General features: G+C 68.0%; 15 protein-coding genes and 3 pseudogenes. 4 read left to right on the forward strand and 14 right to left on the reverse strand.

Annotation, left to right across the window (positions count from 1 at the left end):
• Nucleotides 1-260: 260 nt before the first annotated feature.
• Both OG788_RS28320 and OG788_RS28325 read left to right on the forward strand, forming a co-directional pair.
• Nucleotides 261-2336 carry a restriction endonuclease gene (locus OG788_RS28320; RefSeq protein WP_406374280.1) on the forward strand — a complete coding sequence of 692 codons (2076 nt, stop codon included), beginning with the start codon at nt 261-263 and terminating at the stop codon, nt 2334-2336.
• A 206-nt stretch (nt 2337-2542) separates the two neighbouring features.
• Entirely contained in the window at nt 2543-3049 is a 507-nt protein-coding gene (locus OG788_RS28325; protein WP_406374281.1) for a hypothetical protein, read from the forward strand.
• A gap of 154 nt (nt 3050-3203) precedes the next feature.
• On the opposite strand, the gene OG788_RS28330 is transcribed toward OG788_RS28325, so the two are convergent.
• The 11 genes and pseudogenes from OG788_RS28330 to OG788_RS28380 form a co-directional block, all read right to left on the reverse strand.
• Complete coding sequence (locus OG788_RS28330) at nt 3204-4433, reverse strand: serine hydrolase domain-containing protein (RefSeq protein WP_406374282.1); 1230 nt, start codon at nt 4431-4433, stop codon at nt 3204-3206.
• A gap of 284 nt (nt 4434-4717) precedes the next feature.
• The gene (locus OG788_RS28335) at nt 4718-4990 is read right to left on the reverse strand and encodes a hypothetical protein (protein WP_406374283.1); all 273 of its coding nucleotides are present in this window, start codon (nt 4988-4990) and stop codon (nt 4718-4720) included.
• Entirely contained in the window at nt 4987-5340 is a 354-nt protein-coding gene (locus OG788_RS28340) for a DUF6247 family protein (protein WP_406374284.1), read from the reverse strand. Before OG788_RS28340 ends, OG788_RS28335 begins: the two co-directional genes overlap by 4 nt.
• 392 nt (nt 5341-5732) lie before the next feature.
• Complete coding sequence (locus tag OG788_RS28345) at nt 5733-8153, reverse strand: SpoIIE family protein phosphatase (protein ID WP_406374285.1); 2421 nt, start codon at nt 8151-8153, stop codon at nt 5733-5735.
• Nucleotides 8154-8455: 302 nt separating this feature from the next.
• Nucleotides 8456-9079, reverse strand: coding sequence for a hypothetical protein (locus OG788_RS28350; protein ID WP_406374286.1), 624 nt, complete (start codon nt 9077-9079; stop codon nt 8456-8458).
• 177 nt (nt 9080-9256) lie between these two features.
• On the reverse strand, nt 9257-10156 hold the full coding sequence (locus OG788_RS28355; protein WP_406374287.1) for a phosphotransferase family protein: 900 nt from the start codon (nt 10154-10156) through the stop codon (nt 9257-9259).
• A gap of 513 nt (nt 10157-10669) precedes the next feature.
• The gene (locus OG788_RS28360; protein WP_406374288.1) at nt 10670-11158 is read right to left on the reverse strand and encodes a hypothetical protein; all 489 of its coding nucleotides are present in this window, start codon (nt 11156-11158) and stop codon (nt 10670-10672) included.
• A 309-nt stretch (nt 11159-11467) separates the two neighbouring features.
• The gene (locus tag OG788_RS28365; RefSeq protein WP_406374289.1) at nt 11468-11767 is read right to left on the reverse strand and encodes a hypothetical protein; all 300 of its coding nucleotides are present in this window, start codon (nt 11765-11767) and stop codon (nt 11468-11470) included.
• A gap of 30 nt (nt 11768-11797) precedes the next feature.
• Nucleotides 11798-12505: a hypothetical protein gene (locus tag OG788_RS28370; RefSeq protein WP_406374290.1), complete on the reverse strand. Its 708-nt coding sequence runs from the start codon at nt 12503-12505 to the stop codon at nt 11798-11800.
• A 208-nt stretch (nt 12506-12713) separates the two neighbouring features.
• Nucleotides 12714-13127, reverse strand: coding sequence for a hypothetical protein (locus OG788_RS28375; protein ID WP_406374291.1), 414 nt, complete (start codon nt 13125-13127; stop codon nt 12714-12716).
• Nucleotides 13128-13448: 321 nt separating this feature from the next.
• Nucleotides 13449-13739 (reverse strand): annotated as a pseudogene (locus OG788_RS28380) (DUF4291 family protein); the annotation flags it as partial.
• A gap of 188 nt (nt 13740-13927) precedes the next feature.
• Here OG788_RS28380 and OG788_RS28385 point away from each other — a divergent pair.
• Both OG788_RS28385 and OG788_RS28390 read left to right on the forward strand, forming a co-directional pair.
• Nucleotides 13928-14503, forward strand: coding sequence for an Imm1 family immunity protein (locus OG788_RS28385; protein WP_406374292.1), 576 nt, complete (start codon nt 13928-13930; stop codon nt 14501-14503).
• A gap of 147 nt (nt 14504-14650) precedes the next feature.
• Nucleotides 14651-15244 carry a DUF4291 domain-containing protein gene (locus OG788_RS28390; RefSeq protein ID WP_406374293.1) on the forward strand — a complete coding sequence of 198 codons (594 nt, stop codon included), beginning with the start codon at nt 14651-14653 and terminating at the stop codon, nt 15242-15244.
• A gap of 209 nt (nt 15245-15453) precedes the next feature.
• Here OG788_RS28390 and OG788_RS28395 read toward each other — a convergent pair whose 3' ends face one another.
• The 3 genes and pseudogenes from OG788_RS28395 to OG788_RS28405 form a co-directional block, all read right to left on the reverse strand.
• Nucleotides 15454-15738 (reverse strand): hypothetical protein, encoded by a 285-nt coding sequence (locus tag OG788_RS28395; protein ID WP_406374294.1) that lies wholly within the window; start codon nt 15736-15738, stop codon nt 15454-15456.
• Nucleotides 15739-15982: 244 nt separating this feature from the next.
• Nucleotides 15983-16129, reverse strand: a pseudogene (locus OG788_RS28400) (DUF4291 family protein); the annotation flags it as partial.
• 141 nt (nt 16130-16270) lie between these two features.
• Nucleotides 16271-16380: pseudogene (locus OG788_RS28405) on the reverse strand (peptide-methionine (S)-S-oxide reductase); the annotation flags it as partial.
• Nucleotides 16381-16681: the final 301 nt, after the last annotated feature.

Consider the following 16681-nt stretch of genomic DNA (forward strand, 5'->3'; position numbering starts at 1 on the left):
CGCCGCCGGCCGGTCGTACGGCTGCCGGGTCCGGCCGCGGAGCCCCGGCGGCGGGGCGGACCCTCCGCGAAGGTGGCCCCTGGGGCTCGGGCGCACGCCGTCCGGGTCATGTGACCTGCGTCGATGCCCCGCGTGGGCGGACCTCGCGGAGTGGATGTCCGGGACGTCGATTACTGGATAGAGTCGCCTCCTTACGCATGGTTGTGGGGACAACCAAGGGGCCTTTCGGCTGCCGACACCCTGGGGAGGGCCTGCAGCACATGAGTCGTCGCTCTGCCGGTTTTGTCGGCGTCTGGGCCGAGGTGCAACGGCAACAGCAGCGTCAGCAGGAGCTCGAGGCCAGACGGCGGAGACAGGAAGCCCAGCAGGCGCGGGCCCACCAGCGGCGAGCCGCCCAGGAGTACCGGGAGTACCGGCAGGCGGAGGCGCGACGCCGTACCGAGGAACTGGACGCGCAGGTCGCCTCGCTGCAGGGCCTTCTCGCCTCGGGATGCCGGGCTCCCGCCTTCCGGGCCGCCTCGCTCATGCGCCCCGAGCAGATCCAGCCCTTCGCCCCGGGGCCGTTGGCGCGGCCGGTGCCCATGCCGGACATCGGCCGGTACCGGACGGAGAGCGGCTGGACCGCGAATCGCCGGGCACAGGCGCAGGCCGAATCACAGGCCCGCTTCGAGCGGGACCGGCACGCGGCCCAGGCCGCGGAGGCGCACCGGCTGCGGCAACTGGCGTCCTACCAGCGGGAGTACCAGCAGTGGGCCGATGCCCAGCTGGCGGACGTACGTCGGCACAACGCCGGTGTCGTCGACGTCTGCGAAGGGGTTCGCCGCAAGGAACCCGACTCCGTGATCGAGTACTTCTCCGCCGCCCTGTACTCCTCGTCCGCGTGGCCGGAGGGCTTTCCCCGGCAGATCGCCGCCGCCTACGACGCCGCGGCCCGGCAGTTGGTGCTCGACTGGGAACTGCCCGCCTACGGAGTCGTCCCCGAGATGAAGTCCGTCCGGTACCTCTCCGGGACCGATCAGGACAAGGAGACCCCGCGTCCGGTCACCCAGCGCCGGAGCCTGTACCGGGAGGTCCTCGCACAGTGCGCCCTGCTCGTGCTGCACGAACTCTTCGGGGCGGACGAACAGGGCGCACTCGAGTCGGTGGTCCTGAACGGCTTCGTGGACGGGCACGACCCCACGACCGGCCGGCCGGGCCACATCTTCCTCACGACGGTCATGGCCTCCCGCTCCGCGTTCCTCGAACTGCACCTGGCGCAGGTGGACGCGGGCAGCTGCCTGGCCGACGGGCTGCGCGGGCAGCTCTCGGCCCGGCCGGACCAGCTCACTCCCGTACGACCGAGCCGGCGCCCGCGAGATGTCGGCAACCGCGTCGTCGCCCATGGCGGCGACGAGGAACCGGACCTGTACGCCATGGATCCGATCGCGTTCGAGGAACTGGTCGCCGATCTCTTCCGGGCCATGGGGATGCAGGCCGTGACGACCCAGCGCTCGAACGACGGCGGCGTGGACGTCGACGCGCTCGACCCGGCACCGATCCGGGGCGGCAAGATCGTCGTGCAGGTGAAGCGCTACCGCCACACCGTGCCGCCCACCGCCGTACGCGACCTGTACGGGACGGTGCAGGACGCGGGCGCCAACAAGGGCGTGCTCGTGACGACCTCGGGGTTCGGTCCCGGCTCGCACGCCTTCGCCGACGGCAAGCCCCTGGAGCTCGTCCCGGGCCCCGAACTCGTCGACCTGCTCCACCGGCACGGCCTGCGCGGACGGCTGGGCGAGGGCGGCCGTCCGGCCGCGGCGCGGCCGGCACCGTCGGCTCCGCGGGCGTCGGATCCGGAGCCCGGGCCGCCCGACGACCACAACATCCTGGGCATGTCGTGGACCGGAAGCGTCGCCCTGGACGTCTGCGCGCTCGTCTGCCGGGGCGGCCGTGTCCTCAGCGACGATCACTTCGTCTTCTTCAACAACCCCCGGACGCCGGACGGTTCGGTGCGCGCACTGGCCGCGACGGCGCCCGACAAGGCCGCGATCCGCGTCTCCTTCGACGGGCTGCCGGCGGAGGCCGACCGCTTCGTCCTCGTGGCCGCCGTCGACCCCGAGGCCAACCCGGACGCCGACCTCTCCGGCTTCACGGACGCCGGCATCCGGCTGCTCGATCCGGGCCTGGCCGAACTGGACCGGCTCGACGTCTCCGACGGCCGGCCGGGCGAGACCGCCCTGGTACTCGGCTCCTTCCGTCGACGGGCCGACGGCGACTGGAAGTTCGTCCTCGGCGGCAGGGGCTACACGGGCGGCCTGGAGGAACTCGTGCGGGACTTCGGCATCGTGGTGGATTAGGTGCCCTCTGCACGCGATCTTTGCCGGGACATGAACGACGCCGAGCGGGAGCGGAGTTAGCGTCGTGAGCGGGGCCGTTCGGCGTCCCGGTGGGGAGCCGGGCGGGTGTCCCGGTGAGGGGTCGGTCTGGGATCGACTGGGATCGACAGGGACTGTCGGGAGTGTCGGGGGGACGCGTGAATCGTCGGGGTCGGCTCCGGGCGGGAGTGTCGGCAGGGCGTCCACCGCTGCTCCTGATCGTCGGCCTGTTCGCCGCGGGCACCGTCGTGACCTGGCTCGCGGCGATCCATGTCGGCTATGCCACGGGTCTGGCGGGCACGCCGGGTCATCTCCGGGTCGAGACCTGCGCCTGGGACCGTTCCGGAAACGGCCACCGCTATCAGCACTGCAGCGGGATCTTCCGCTCCTCCGACGGGACCGTGGTGGACCCCGATGCCACGATCGGCGCGAGTCTGCCGGTCGGCAGCTCGGTGGCGTTGCAGCGGACGGCTTCCGCCGGATACGAGCAGCCGGGTGTCGCCGCCTCGTTCGGGTGGCTGGCGGTTTCCCTGCTCGGCCTGATGGTGCTGTTCCTGGGATTTCTGTGCGCCCGCAACAGGGCGGGTGCGCGGCGGACACCCCGTGCACTGTCGGCGCTGTTCGGCGCGCTGAGCGGCGCGATGCTGCTCAGCGCGCTCGTCGGGGGAGTGGCGGGGATGGCCGGGGGATTCTGAAGGCCGGTGGCCGACGCGACAGGGGCACGACCGGGAGCGGGTGACCGCCCCTGCCGTGCCCCTGCGTCTCCGGCCGTGCTCCGGCCGCCGGCTCTCTCGCCGTGCTCCGGCCGTCGGCTCTCCTGCCGTGCTCCGGCCTCTTCGGACGGGGTGCCTAGTTCGGGTTGATGTTCCCGGCGTAGACGTTGTTCGGGGTGACGATCTCCGTGATGGCCCTGGCGAGCAGCGTGGACGGCTCCTGGCCGTCGTGCGAGGCGTCGGTGTTGAGCATGACGACGAGGGTGGCCTTCTTCGACGGCAGGTAGACGGTCACGGTCTCGTATCCCGGCAGGGAGCCGTTGTGCCCGATCCATCCGCTCGCGTTGAAGATGCCGAGGCCGTAGCTCGTTCCCGGGAAGCCGGTCGGCAGCGTCTTGAGGCGCTGTGCCTGCGTCTCGGGGCTGAGGAGGGTGCCGGTGGCGACGACCTTGGCCCAGCGGCGCAGGTCGTGCAGGTTGGAGCTCATCGCTCCGGCCGTCCAGCCCCAACTGGGGTTCCAGTCCGTGGCGTTCGCGATGCCGCCGTTGAGCGTCTGGTCGGTGTAGCCCTGCGGGTGCGGCTCGGGGAACTCGTTCCCCTTCGGGAACAGGGTGTGGCGCAGGTGGGCCGGGCGGAAGACCCGCTTGTCGAGGAAGTCGGCGATCTTGTGGCCGCTGACCTTCTCGATCACCAGGCCGAGCAGGATGAGATTGGTGTTGGAGTACTGGAACTCCGCGCCGGGCGCGAAGGTGTTCGGATGCCGGTAGCCGTACGCGAGCAGTTCCCGCGGGGTGAAGCTGCGCTGCGGGTTGCTCAGCAGGTCGTGTTCGAAGTCCGCGTCGGAGGTGTAAGGGAACAGGCCGCTGCGCATCTCGGCGAGCTGACGCAGTGTGATGTGGCGTCCGTTCGGCACGCCGCGGATGTAGTCGGAGATCGGGTCGTCCAGCCCGATCCGGTGGTCGTCGACGAGCTCGAGCAGCGCGGTGACGGTGAAGGTCTTCGTCTCGCTGCCGATCCGGATGTAGGAGTCGACCGCCATCGGCTCGCGGGTGGCGGTGTTCGCGACACCGGTCGCGCGGACGTAGTTCCCCTTGCCCGGCATCCACAGTCCGACGACCACACCGGGGATGTTCGCCTCCTGGCGGACGTCCTCGATCGCCTTGTCGAGCCGGGCGGTCAGCTCGGGGCCGAGACCGTGCCGGGGACAGTCGTCCTCGCCGTACCGGTCGGCGCCCGCCGGGCCGAGGGCCGCTGTGTGGCCCCCCGGTGCGTGGACGGCCGCGGCGGGGGTCGCTGTCATCGGGGCCAGCACGGACGCCACGAGCAGTGCTGCGGCGAACGGACGGCGGTAGGTGGTGCGTCGCATGTCGGGGCGCCTCTTCCGGGTCAAGGGAGCAGACGGCAACACCACCACCCGGCCCCGCGGCGACGACCCCTGTCCGATCTGCGTTCCGGCGAGTCCACCCGATCGGAGTTGCCGGGTTCGGCGATCCGGCCCTGACCCGGCCGCCACGGTTCCGACCGGTCAGCTGGTCCCGATCTTGCCGAACGCCGCCGCGGCGGGACGGGCCGAGCCGGGCCGACCGGGGGTGTGGTGGGTCCACGGGTTCACGACACCCTCGGGCGAGGGAGAGAGGGCCGGTGCAGTCGCTACAAGGCGTCGAACGGGGGCACGATGCGGACGATGATGATGAGTGGCGCGCGGGGGGCCACCAGGAAGTAGAACCATCCGCCGGCCGCGTCCATACGACGTAGGCCGCCCGGTCTTGGGCCGTTGCCGAGGTCACTGACGTCGATTCCCGTACTGGCGAGTTCGACGAGTTGGCCGGCCAGGCGTTCGACTTCCGCCACGACGTGGGCGGGGAGGCCGCCTGCCACGTGGTCGTGATCAGGGTCGTATTCCCAGTGCCAGTCCGGACTCACCGGGTCGAGAGACCGACGGCCGCGTGGGCTTCATCGAGAAGCCGTCCGATCTCGGCGGCGGCTTGTCGTGCCTGCGCGGCGTCGCCCGCTTCAGCGGTGTCCTCCCAGCGGCGGAAGTCTGCAGCCAGGCTGGGCTGGCGTTGGATGTGGACATAGACGGCCCACTGGGTGATGAATCGCCGGAGAGGGGCAAGATCGGAGCCCTCCCGGGACTGGTCGGCCGCTTGGTCCAGCTCACGCGTGAAGGCGGGGAGCGAGGCAGGCGCGATCTGACTGATGGCCCGCCGTAGCGTGGAAACCGTTGCAGGCGGCTGAGGGATGAGTGGTTCCTCAGCGGCTGGGGTGGTCATGGCTGCTCCCATGGGCGCGATTCTGTCCCACGCTTGAGCCTAGCGGGCAGGAGCACTTTCGCTCCGCTCGAACGAGTGAGGGAGAAGCGATTCCGCTGTCGCCCGGACCGGCCCGAGGGCGGGAGGCCGAGTGGGCCCATTCCTCATTACCGCAGGTGAGCGACCAGCTCGTCCTGGCCGGGGCGCTCCGGACTGCGACTCCGCTCGCTCTCAATCTCGGGGGCGAGTTGAGGCGTTCAACGTCCGTCGCTCGCCATCGGCTTCGGTCGACCGTGCCCGCCAGTTACGGCGGGGCCGTCGCCGCGGTCCCGTCCGCCGACCAGTCGGCTGTCGCGGTGGGCCGTGGTCGTGGAAGACGTGGAAGACGCGGAAGTCGTGGAGGCCGCGGGTGGTCAGGAGGGCGGCAGAGGCTGCTCCGTCCAGACCGTCTTGCCGTCGTGGGTGTAGCGGGTGCCCCACCGCTCCGTGAGCTGCGCGACCAGGAAGAGCCCGCGTCCGCCCTCGTCCGTGCTGAGGGCCCTTCGGAGGTGAGGGGACGTGTGGCTGGCGTCGGACACCTCACAGATCAGGGAGTGTGTACGGATGAGGCGCAGGGTGACGGGGCCGTCCGCGTACCGGTAGGCGTTGGTGACGAGCTCGCTGGCGACCAGCTCGGTGGTGAAGGCCATTTCCGACAGCCCCCATTCGGCCAGTTTCGCCGTGGTCAGTTCCCTGGCGCGGCCGGCAGCGGTCGCTTCCAGAGGCAGGTGCCAGGTGGCGAAGTTCTCCGGCGGCAGCACCCGGGTACGGGCCATGAGCAGCGCGATGTCGTCGGTGGGGCGGCGGTCCGTGGGCAGCAGCGCTTCGACCACCCCGTCGCACGTGCGCTGCAGGGCGTCGGCACTGTGGGCGAGACATTCCTCCAGGTTCTCCAGCGCGGCATCGATGTCGCCGTCGCGCGCCTCCAGGAGGCCGTCGGTGTAGAGCGTGAGCAGGCTGCCCTCAGGGAGCTCCAGGTGGTACATCTCGAACGGCAGTCCGCCCAGGCCGAGCGGCGGTCCCGCGGGCAGGTCGAGCACGGTCACCTGGCCGTCAGGCGTGGACACCAAGGGTGCCGGGTGGCCGGCGCGTGCCAGGGAGCATTGCCGGGAGACCGGATCGTAGACCGCGTAGACGCACGTGGCCCCGAGCACCTGTTCGATCGCCGACTGGTTGTCCTCGGCGTTCGTCTCCCCCTCGGCGGCCAGCAGACTGACCAGATCGTCCAGCCGGGCCACCACCTCGTCCGGTTCCAGGTCGAGGCTGGCCAGGGTGCGTACGGCGGCGCGCAGGCGCCCCATCGAGGCCGCGGCGTGGATTCCGTGGCCGACCACGTCTCCCACGACGAGGGCGACTCGGGCCCCTGACAACGGGATCACGTCGAACCAGTCACCACCGATGCCCGGTTCACCGCTCGCCGGCAGGTACCGGCAGGCCACCTCGACGGCCGGCAGGTCGGACACCGTGCCCGGCAGCAGACTGCGCTGCAGAGTCAGAGCGGCGCTCTGCTGCTGGGTGAAGCGGCGCGCGTTGTCGATACAGACGGCCGCACGCGAGGAAAACTCGTGGGCCACCGCGGCATCGTCGTCCTCGAAAGGCTCCGAATGGCGTACTCGCCACAGGCTCACTACGCCCAGTACCAGGCCGCGTGCCATCAGGGGCACCGCGATCAGGGAATGAACGCCGAGACCCAGGGCGACCTCGATCCGCCGTCGGTCCATGGCGTACCACTCGGGGCGGAGGGACAGCAGCCGTTCGAGAATCGGGCGACGCTCGGCCAGGCACCGCGCCTGCGGAGACTCCGGAAGGAGCGGGACCACGTCGCCCTCCTGGAACGGGACCCGTGGTTCTGGGGGCGAAAGGGCCACTCGCAGGAGCGCACCTGCCATGTCCAAGGGCAGTTCGTCACCCAGTGCCACCGGCTTCAGGAGGTCCACCGAGCAGTAGTCGGCCAAGCCTGAGACGGCCACCTCGGCCAGTTCCCGGGCCGTCTGCGTCACGTCCAGTGAGGTTCCGATCCGGGCGCTCGCCTCGTTCAGCAGAGTGAGCCTGCGTCGGGCCTGATAGCGCTGGGTCACGTCCTCGATCGTCTCCGCCACGCCGAGAACCCGGCCCGAAGAGTCTTCCATCCGGAACGCGGAGACGGACACCATCCGTTCCCGACCAGGAGCATGGCGTGTCCGGGCCGACTGCTCTGTGAAGATCAACGGCTCGCCGGTCTCCAGGACGTGGCGCACCCGCTCCTCGGCCGGACCCGCGTCCTCGTCGACCAGGAACTCACCGGAACGACGGCCCACCGGCGCCTCGGCTGTGATGCCGCTCGCCTTTGCGATCGCACGGTTGACCCGAATCACCTTCCTGTCCGTGCCGTGGATGGCCAGGCCGATCGGGGACCGGTGGTACAGGCCGTCCAGCAGCGCACGGTCCCGCTGCCAGGCGACCACTTCCGCGGCAGGGGCACCGACCAGGAACCACTCCTGGCGATCTCCGTCGCGGGTGATCGCGCGGGCCCGGAATCCCATCTCCACACGCCGTCCGTCGTGGTGCCGGACGGGCAGGACTCCGAACCAGCCCCCTGCCCTCATGGCGTTCACGACGACGGACCGCGCGACAGGCAGGTCACGGGTGTCGACCAGGAGGTCCCGCCACACCCGTCCGATCACTTCCTTGGCGCGGTAGCCCAGCAGCTCCTGCGCACGTGCGCTCCAGCCGACCACTGTGCCGTGATCGTCGAGCACGGCCGAAGCGGCATGCCCCAGGGCGAACGGATCCTCCGGACTCTCACTGAAATCCATCGACGGCGTCCCCATAACCACCACTTTGTCTCCGTGACTCCGATGTTCCTCCTCCCGGTCCCCGTCCGCGACTCTCCCGTTTCCTCACAGGCAGCCCTTCCGCTCGCCCGAACCGGCCAGGACGACTCGGCCGCGGCACCACCCAACGACGACGGAGGCCGGGCCGGCCCGTGCTGCCGGGTGCCCCATGGGCCGCAGCCGGTCGTCGGGGACACCGGGCCGCAAGCACGGGTCCCGTTGAAGTCTGTGAACGCGGCTTGGTGATCCAGGTCAAAGCGCTCACAGCCCTTTCCAGGGACTGTTCAAGAAGTCGACCGGACTGGCAGAGCGGCGCCCCTCACCAGCCGAGCTGGGCGCCTCCCAGCACGATGCTGCCGAGGTGTGCGGCGAGTTTCTCTGCGCGTGGAAGATCGCCCCACTTGCCGACGTGAACGAAGACGGTGGTGGTCGGCCCGCTGCGACCAGCTGACGTCGTCGCAGTTGAAGAGAACCTCCACGCCGTCGTACTTGGCAACGCCGTACGAATCCGTCTCTGTGTCGTCCGGCCACCTGCCGTGCCGGCCGATCGAGGCCATTCCCTTCCCCACGGCTCGCACGAACCGGTCCTCCACGGTGCCCGGTTGAACGTAATGCAGGACGGCCAGAGGTAGTTCCGGCTCCAGTACGGAGTCCTCTGCGGCGGAGATGTCCATGCCGAACTCCAGAAAGTCACGTGTCACCGGGTCCACCCGGGGATCGGCGTAGTCGAACTCGGCCTCGGGCAGCACCGCCGCCATCCGCCGCGCCTCCTCGACGGTCAGCAGGTCGGCCATCAGGATCACCTCGTCGTCGCGCTCCTCCAGCAGAGCCTTCAGACGCAGTGCCTGAGTCCACGCCTCGACGGCGTCGGTGGTACGGAAGACGGGATACGCCCGCGAGTTGCCCATGTGCCCCACCCTCACACGGGGCAAAAGGATGCGCTGCGAGCGGGCCTCTGTCCGGGGGTCCCGCCGGCTTCGGCCGTGGAAAGGGGTCGATCTACCTGCGGCACGATGGGCGCCGGTACCCGCACGGGGGTTGATGTCCATAGCGATGTCCATAGCCGCTCGGTCGGGATGAGGCGGCTACGGCGGAAACAGCCATTCCATCGCGGCAAGGCTCTTGTCGACGTACTTGCCTTGTTCCGTCTCGATGCCGTGTGCGAGGTCCTCGAAGACGCTGCACCTGGCATAGAACACGGCGCGCTCGCTGAGAGCCGCGAGGTCGTTGGCGTCGGTTCGATAGTTGCGGAGGGCGGCACGGGTAGCGGCGGGTCCGAGATCGCGGTAGAGCAGCCCGAAGTCGTAGGCCGGGTCGACGACGGCTGCATCGCTCCAGTCGATGACGCCGGTCACCGTCCAGGTGACCGGGTCGATGAGAACGTGCTCGATCCCCAGATCGTTGTGGGAGAACGCCGGGGTGCATCCATCGTGCGGTGGTGCGGCATCCAAGAACGCCTCGACGGGCCGGCGGTGCGCCTCCGGTACCTGCCCGGCCACCGTCACATATGTCTCCGCGGCCTCATGGCGCCACTCGGCCGGCGGCTGGTGGTCAGCGTCCACCAGATCGGCCAGCCGATCGATCGGAACAGCATGCAGCGCAGTGAGCAACTCGCCGAGCGTTGCGGCGATCGACGTGCCGTGGGCCGATCGCTGGTACCGCGGCATATCCAACAGCGGCGCACCGGGGAGTTTGTGGTAAGCCAGACATCCCTGCTCCGCGACCGTGAACGTCGGTTCGGGCACGGGCAGCGGCGAGATATCGGCGACGGCAGCAAGCACGCGGGCCTCGTGGCCCACCAGAGCGGTCCGCCGTGCCAGGTCGGGCTCCTTGCTGAAGCGCACGATCAGCTCACCGTTGACCTCGTACGCCAGGTTGTCCAGGCCCTCGCCGAGCGGCACAACGGACTCGATCCGATAGTCGATCATGTGCGCGACCACGACGCTGCGAACGTCTGCGACGCGGTCGCGGCTGCGACTGGTCATTTACCGACTTTATCAATCGGTCGCATGAGGTCGGCGGTGTTCATCGGATGGCAGCACAGGCGCCGGCCAGGCCCACAAAGGCGCGATCGGCCCTACTTCAGGGACGGAGAAGGGGCTGTGAACGCGGCTTGGTGGTCTGCTTGGTGGTCCAGGTCAAGCCGTGTTCAGAGACCCTTGCGGCTCCAGCCGAACTCCTCCCCGTCGACGTGGAGGACTGATCCCCGAAGCCTGAGTGGACAACAAGAACGCCTACTCGGTGAGTCGCGGCACCCCGTTCGTCTCGGGCTGCGCTCCCGACGGGCGGCGGTCCTCCTAAATGTGTCGAATGATTTGCGCCCTCGCTCTTTCGACCGGTGCACGGCTGAACACATGCACCCATGTCAGATGGAACAATGCCGGCGCGAAATCATCAACAGGGCTATATCAAGGTGCGCTTGATCACGCGTCAATGCCGTTGCCGTAAAACGGAGCGCCGAATTTCGCTCGGTAGCTGTGGCGGTATCGGCTCCTCTGTCAGAGGCCGGTCGGGTGGCTGGAGAGCCATTCGGGGTGCAGCGCGCGGAGTCTCTGCCGCTCCTCCGGTGTGGTGAGGATGACGTCTGCGCCGCCGTCGTAGGGATGGTGGATGCGTCGTAGTTCCGTGTCGGTGAAGAACACTTCGACGAGTGCTTCGTCCGCGACGGCGCGCAACAGGTCATCGACGCAGCCGTGTTCCCACGGGCGCCCGTCGGCGTAGAGACGTGTGTGGGTGTGGGACTCCCGGTCGGGGTCGTGCTCATCCGACTCGATCCACCAACGGATGCCGTCGGGGTGGAGTGCCGGTCGTGGTGTCGGGTAGCCGGCCGGCCCGTTCGGTGTGGTCGACCAGTCCATGGTCACCACGAACACGTCCGTGCCCGCGAACAGTTCGTCGAGGATCGTGTTGTACCTGTTCAGCACGATCGCGTACTCGTCCTGGGACTGCGGGTAGCGCTTCGAACCGGGCAGGCTGTGGAAGCGCACCCAGCGGTCCGCGTACAGGGTGCGGAACGTGTGGGCGAGGGGAGGGCCCGACGGATGCCGGTTCCTCCACTGGGAAGCCAGACGGTCAGGCGCTACGCCGGGACTCATCCGGCGGCCGGGGCCACGCTGATCGGGCAGGAGACGCCGGCCCCGGCGAGTCTGTGCTGCCGTGTGACCCGTTGGGCGCCTTGGAGGTACATGGACCTCTTCGGCGTCATACTCTCCAGCACCGAGCGACCGACGCGTCTTGGGGCATCCGACGTCGAGCGCACGAGAGATGCTGGACGGAGAACAAGGCGCGGCGTGGTATCACGACGGCTCGTCGAGGGCTTGCTCCAGGCTCAGTCTCGACTGCCCCGGTCTCGACTGCACTGCCTCGATGCGGTCACGACGGCCGTCGCCGAAGTCGTAGTGGCCCAAGGTCCAGTAGTCCGACCAGTTTTCCTTGAGTGGCTCGACGTCCATGAAGGTGGCGACGATGACCTTCTTGCCTTTGCGGAACTCGTCGACGGTTACTTTGGTTATCCCCAGGGTCATCGAGGCCGTCACGTGTTCCCACTCGCGTTCGGCGGCGTATCGGAGCGTGTGATCCCTGTAGTTCATGAACACCTTCCAAGTAGAGACCGCGACATGTCGTACTCAGTGTGATGGCGCCCGGCCCTCCGGTGCTTGCTGCGGAACCGATCCATTGGGTGGTGGCAAAGAGCTGGACCACTTGTGCACACCGTCAAGCTCGGGCAACTGCGCGGCGGAGAACTTCAGGATGAGGGCGGCTTGGAGATGAGCCTTCAGCGCGCGGTTCTCAACGTCTTCCAAGAGACGTACCGCTTGGCTGGCATCGCGCTCTGCCTTCATGTCCTGCTGTAGCTTTTCACCCTGCTTCTCCAGGTGCTTCAGTGCCGCGTCGGCTCTGCGATGGAAGAGGATGCTGATACAGCTGGTGAGCAGACCCGCGACACTGGCCGTGACCGAGGCGTACAGGTCGCCGGTCGTCTCGGCCCTGAAGATGGCCAGTCCGACACCTGTGATCAGCACGAGGCCACCGAGGGCCGAGTACGTCAGACTCACGCTGAAACTGCGGCGCGCCTGTACGAGGCCATGTGCGTAGTACTGAACCAATAGCTTGGCGAATCGCTGCTGCGACGGATCCCCAGGTGAAGGGGCGTCATTGTCCGACTCGCCCTCATCGGTGATGAGGAAGATCGCTGACTCTAGGCGATCTGCTTCTTCCTGTGTTTCGTCCTTTAGCCGTCGCTCACGCCAGTACGTGAAGAGCGGCGACAGAATCGACGCGATGGCGCCCACCAACAATGCGAGCGCCTCGCCCCCCAAGCTCCCGAACAGCATCGCACCACTTTGGCAGGCTGCCGGGTGTCCCGTCTCGGACTCTGCCCGGGCCGCTTGCGACGGTTGCCCAGCGCGTGCGAGCTACGGAAGGTCGGCGTCGGGGGCCGGCGCGACACCCGTCGGCACGGGGCGCCCCAGTTCATGGCGAACGGGGCACCTGCCTTGGCCTTCGTCCCGACGTGGCTGTGCTGTCATGCGACCCGTTGAGTCAGGCGGCAACGCCCGGTGCGAGCGCCACCAGCCCGGAGAGGAAACTGCCCAGCGCTGCGAGTGTGACGAGGGTGGCCTTGCCATCTGAGAACAGTCCGGAGCAGAACTCGCGTACTCGCCGCCGGAAGATCAGCATCTTGAGCTTCTGCCAGCGGTGCTGATGGATGTGGCAGCCCATGAGGATGCCGCTGACGTTGTTGCGGCAGCCGTCGGCTCGTCCTCTGACGGGTGCCCCACAGGTCACCGGAGCCTGGAAGACGGACCAGAGGAGAACCAAGGCGGACAGCGTGATGATCACTGCCGGGCCTGCTGCTTCATTGATCCACGCGGCGATGAGGAGGGCGCCGGCCAAGATGCCCCACCATTGTCCCAAGCCGCCGAGCCGACTGCTTCTTGCCCCCGAAGTCGCCATGCCTGTAATCGTGGCTGTGGGCGTGGTGAATCATGCAACGCGCGGACGGTATGGCCGAAAGGGGTTCCAGGGCGACTGGCGCCGCTCGGCGAGAACACCCATCACCACGCGGTCTGGCAGTGCCGTTGCCGTAGTGCCTGGCCGTCAGCAGCACAGCCGGATCAGTCGGCGCGAGCCAGTAGAACTACTGCTCTGCGGCCTCCTGAGCAAGGGTGATTTCAGTGGGGCAAGACGCCCCCGGTTCGTCCCGAAGGGGTCACTTAGCTTGACCCCCGTCCCGGCGAGCCTGTGCTGCCATGTGACCCGCCTGCTGTGCGGTCACCGGTACGGCAAGGGCTGGAGGTGCAGGTCCCGCTCGGGGTCCCACTGCACGCGAGCGGGCGCACGCTTCAACTGACGCTGCCAGGTGACTCGGTCGGGGTGCACCCCGCGGACGTAGCTGGACAGACATGCGTTGCGCAGGGCCCATTCGAAGCCGTCGCGGGTGATCTCGACAGCGAGGACGTTCTCCCGCCCTTCCTTGGCGCCCCAGCCGCAGCGGTACATCATCCACAGGAACGACGGCTTGATCCGTGTCAAGCCGTGCTCACAGACCTTTCGAGACGGGTCCACCCCATGGAAGCGACGCTGCGGAAGCCGATCGTCTCGGCAATGCCACCCAGGGCAACTTTGCCTACACTTCAGCCGCTTGACCTGCGCAGAGATGGTTGGAACGGGTTCGGATGCCGCTGGAGTCCGTCCCGTGGATCAGAAACGCTCGGGCGTGCTGACGCCGGCGCATGCCTCAGAGGGAGCGGACTTTGATCCTCAACGCCTACATGGACCATCGACGGCTTGAACTCACTTCGTGGCAGGCGACAGAGCGGGTCATCACCACGCTCGTTGAGCCAAAGCCCAACTGGCCTTACAGCAATACGACCGCGGAGTTCACCTTCGCCCACCGTCGGCAGAAAGCGGCTGCCACGGTGCCGCATTTTGACAGTTACCTGCACGCCGCCTTGAACGCAAGAACCGGCTACGGCGCTCTCAAGTGGTGTCTCACCCAGGACTCGGCGATCGTCATGGACGCTGCCATCGCGGGTCATGTCTGGCTTTCGGACAATCCCGCCCCGCCGGACCTCGACCCTGACGTCATCGCCGACCCGGGATTTCCTCTCAGGCATCACCCGCGCAGCACTCTGCCGATCAACCGTGTCCGTGCCGCCGTGGAGGAGTACTGCCGAACAGGGACCGGTCACCGGCCCACATGCATCGACTGGACTCCCGGCGACCTTGCCGGCCGCCGTCTCGATACGCCCATCGAGCGCGACTTCAGCAACTACTGCGACGATCCATGGTGCGAGATCCCAGAGCCCAAGCATCCCACCCACAACTAGCACCTGGATGAGGGCTGTGAACGCGGCTTGATGATCCACTCAAGCCTTGCCAACTGCCTGCCGCCTGCGGCCGACGTGCTCCGTCGGATCGAGCAACGGGTCGAAAATCGGTGGTCAACAGAGTCGGCCGAGCCCACGCTGTACGCCATGGAAGAACCGCTCCGCAGGATCCGCGCGCTCCACACGGCGTCCACGATCACCGTCTACCAGGCGTACCGCCCGGAGATCGGCGGACCCGCCGCCCGCAAGGGTCGTTTCCCCGCCGCGTGGAAGCCTGGCCGCATGACGTGGATTAAACCCAGTTTCATGTGGATGATGTACCGCTCCGGCTGGGGCACGAAGGAGGGGCAGGAGACCGTCCTCGCGGTCGAGATCACTCGCGACGGCTTCGACTGGGCGCTGCGTCATGCCTGCCTGTCGCATTACGTTCGCGGACTGCATCCCGATCGCGACACTTGGCAGCGTGACCTCAAGCGCGCACCGGCCCGTGTCCAGTGGGATCCCGAACGCGACCTGAACCTGCGTCCCCTGCCGTACCGCTCGCTGCAACTGGGGCTCTCGGGTGAGGCGTCGTCGCTTTACGCGAACGAGTGGATCGTGTCCATCAGCGACGTGACCCCGCTCGCCCACGAGATCCACGCACTCGTCAAGGACGGCGAACTGGACTCAGCTACCCGACTGCTCCCCCAGGAGCAGGGGTACCCCGCCAGTGCAGAATTCCTGGCCCACCTGTGTCCCTGACCGGCAATCCGGGCACAACCGCCGGCATCACCCACGGGTCACATGGCGGCACAGGTCTGTGAACGCTGCTTGATGATTCATGTCAAGCCGTGTTCACGGTCCTCTTTGCGACCGACGCACCTCGCGGGATCAACGCTGTGAAGGGCGACCACGTGGGCACTGCAGGCCGGTACAGCCCTGGAGGCTTCATGTGGCCGGTCCGAAGGCTGTCATGCCGAAGCCACCACCTCGCCGGCCATGACCTGGGGAGGGTTGGGGAGCAGTGACGCAAGGTTGTCCCGCACGAAGTCCGCAGCCCTCGAGATCGATTCCTCGGCACCGGCCTGGTCCTGGAATACGCTGGTCGAGACCATCACTCCGTCCCCGGCATCGATCCAGTAGTAGGCCACGAAGCCGGAGACCTGGCGCATGAGCGCCAGGAACCCCTCGTTCACGAGACGTGCCGCCTCGGCCGAATCGGTCACCCCTTCGTACCGCCGGACTGCTGCGTACATCGCCAAGCTCCTCACGGCGTTCTGGGTTCGTTCTCTGCTGAGACGTCGTACCCCTGCGACGGCTGCCTGGCTCCTGAGGCGTCCGGCAGTCACCTGAAGGGCCGCGTTGGGTGATCCGAACGGCGGACGCCGGCCCGGAGACGCGGCCCTGCGCATGTCTGCCACGAGACGGCATCGACGTGGAGTAGAGCAGCCTCGGGCGGTGACTGCCCGCAGCACTGAAGAGGCTGTAACGCGGCATGACGATCCATGTCATCCTGTCCCGCTTCCACGCGGCGGGGAACCGGCCGTCGCGGACGGCGGACAGGCCGATCTCCGGGGAGTACGCCTGGTAGACGGTGACCGTGGCCTCCGAGTAGGCCGCACGGATCCTGCGTTGCGGTTCTTCCATGGCGTACAGCGGGGAGTCGGCCGGTTCGCACGGCCACTGATTTTCGAATGCCCTTTGCCGCGGGGGAGAGCGCCGGCCGCAGCACCGTGCGGATTGCCGGTGCCTCGGCTCTTCAAGTACGTACGGCCTATTGCCCGTGGCCTCCGGCGCCTGAGCGATACCCGTCGGGCAAGACGCCCCCAGTCCGTCCCGAACGGGTCACTCAGCTTGACCCCCGTCCCGCCCAGCCCGCAGTACCCGTCCGGGTTTTTGCTGCCCGAAAGTCACTGCTGGTGGCAAGCCTTCCCGGCCAAACTCATGTCGTTGGCGTCATGGGTTAGGTGCTACAGGGGCATCGGTTCGAACGTTCGGCCCGGCTTGGTACCCAGCGCAACATCGCTGCAAAACGGCCTCGACGCCTACCTTGCGGCCTCCACCACCGGTGGAGCCTCTTCCGTAACCGTGCGAAGACGCGTCATGCTGAAGGCCCAAGTGGTGGTGTGGTGGGGGTGCCAGCGATGCGACCGTCGCGTCAGGAACTCATCCGTCGGCGTCGACGGAGCAGCTTTGTCG

The sequence above is a fragment of the Streptomyces sp. NBC_00647 genome, assembly GCF_045207245.1.
Classification (GTDB): Bacteria; Actinomycetota; Actinomycetes; order Streptomycetales; family Streptomycetaceae; genus Streptomyces.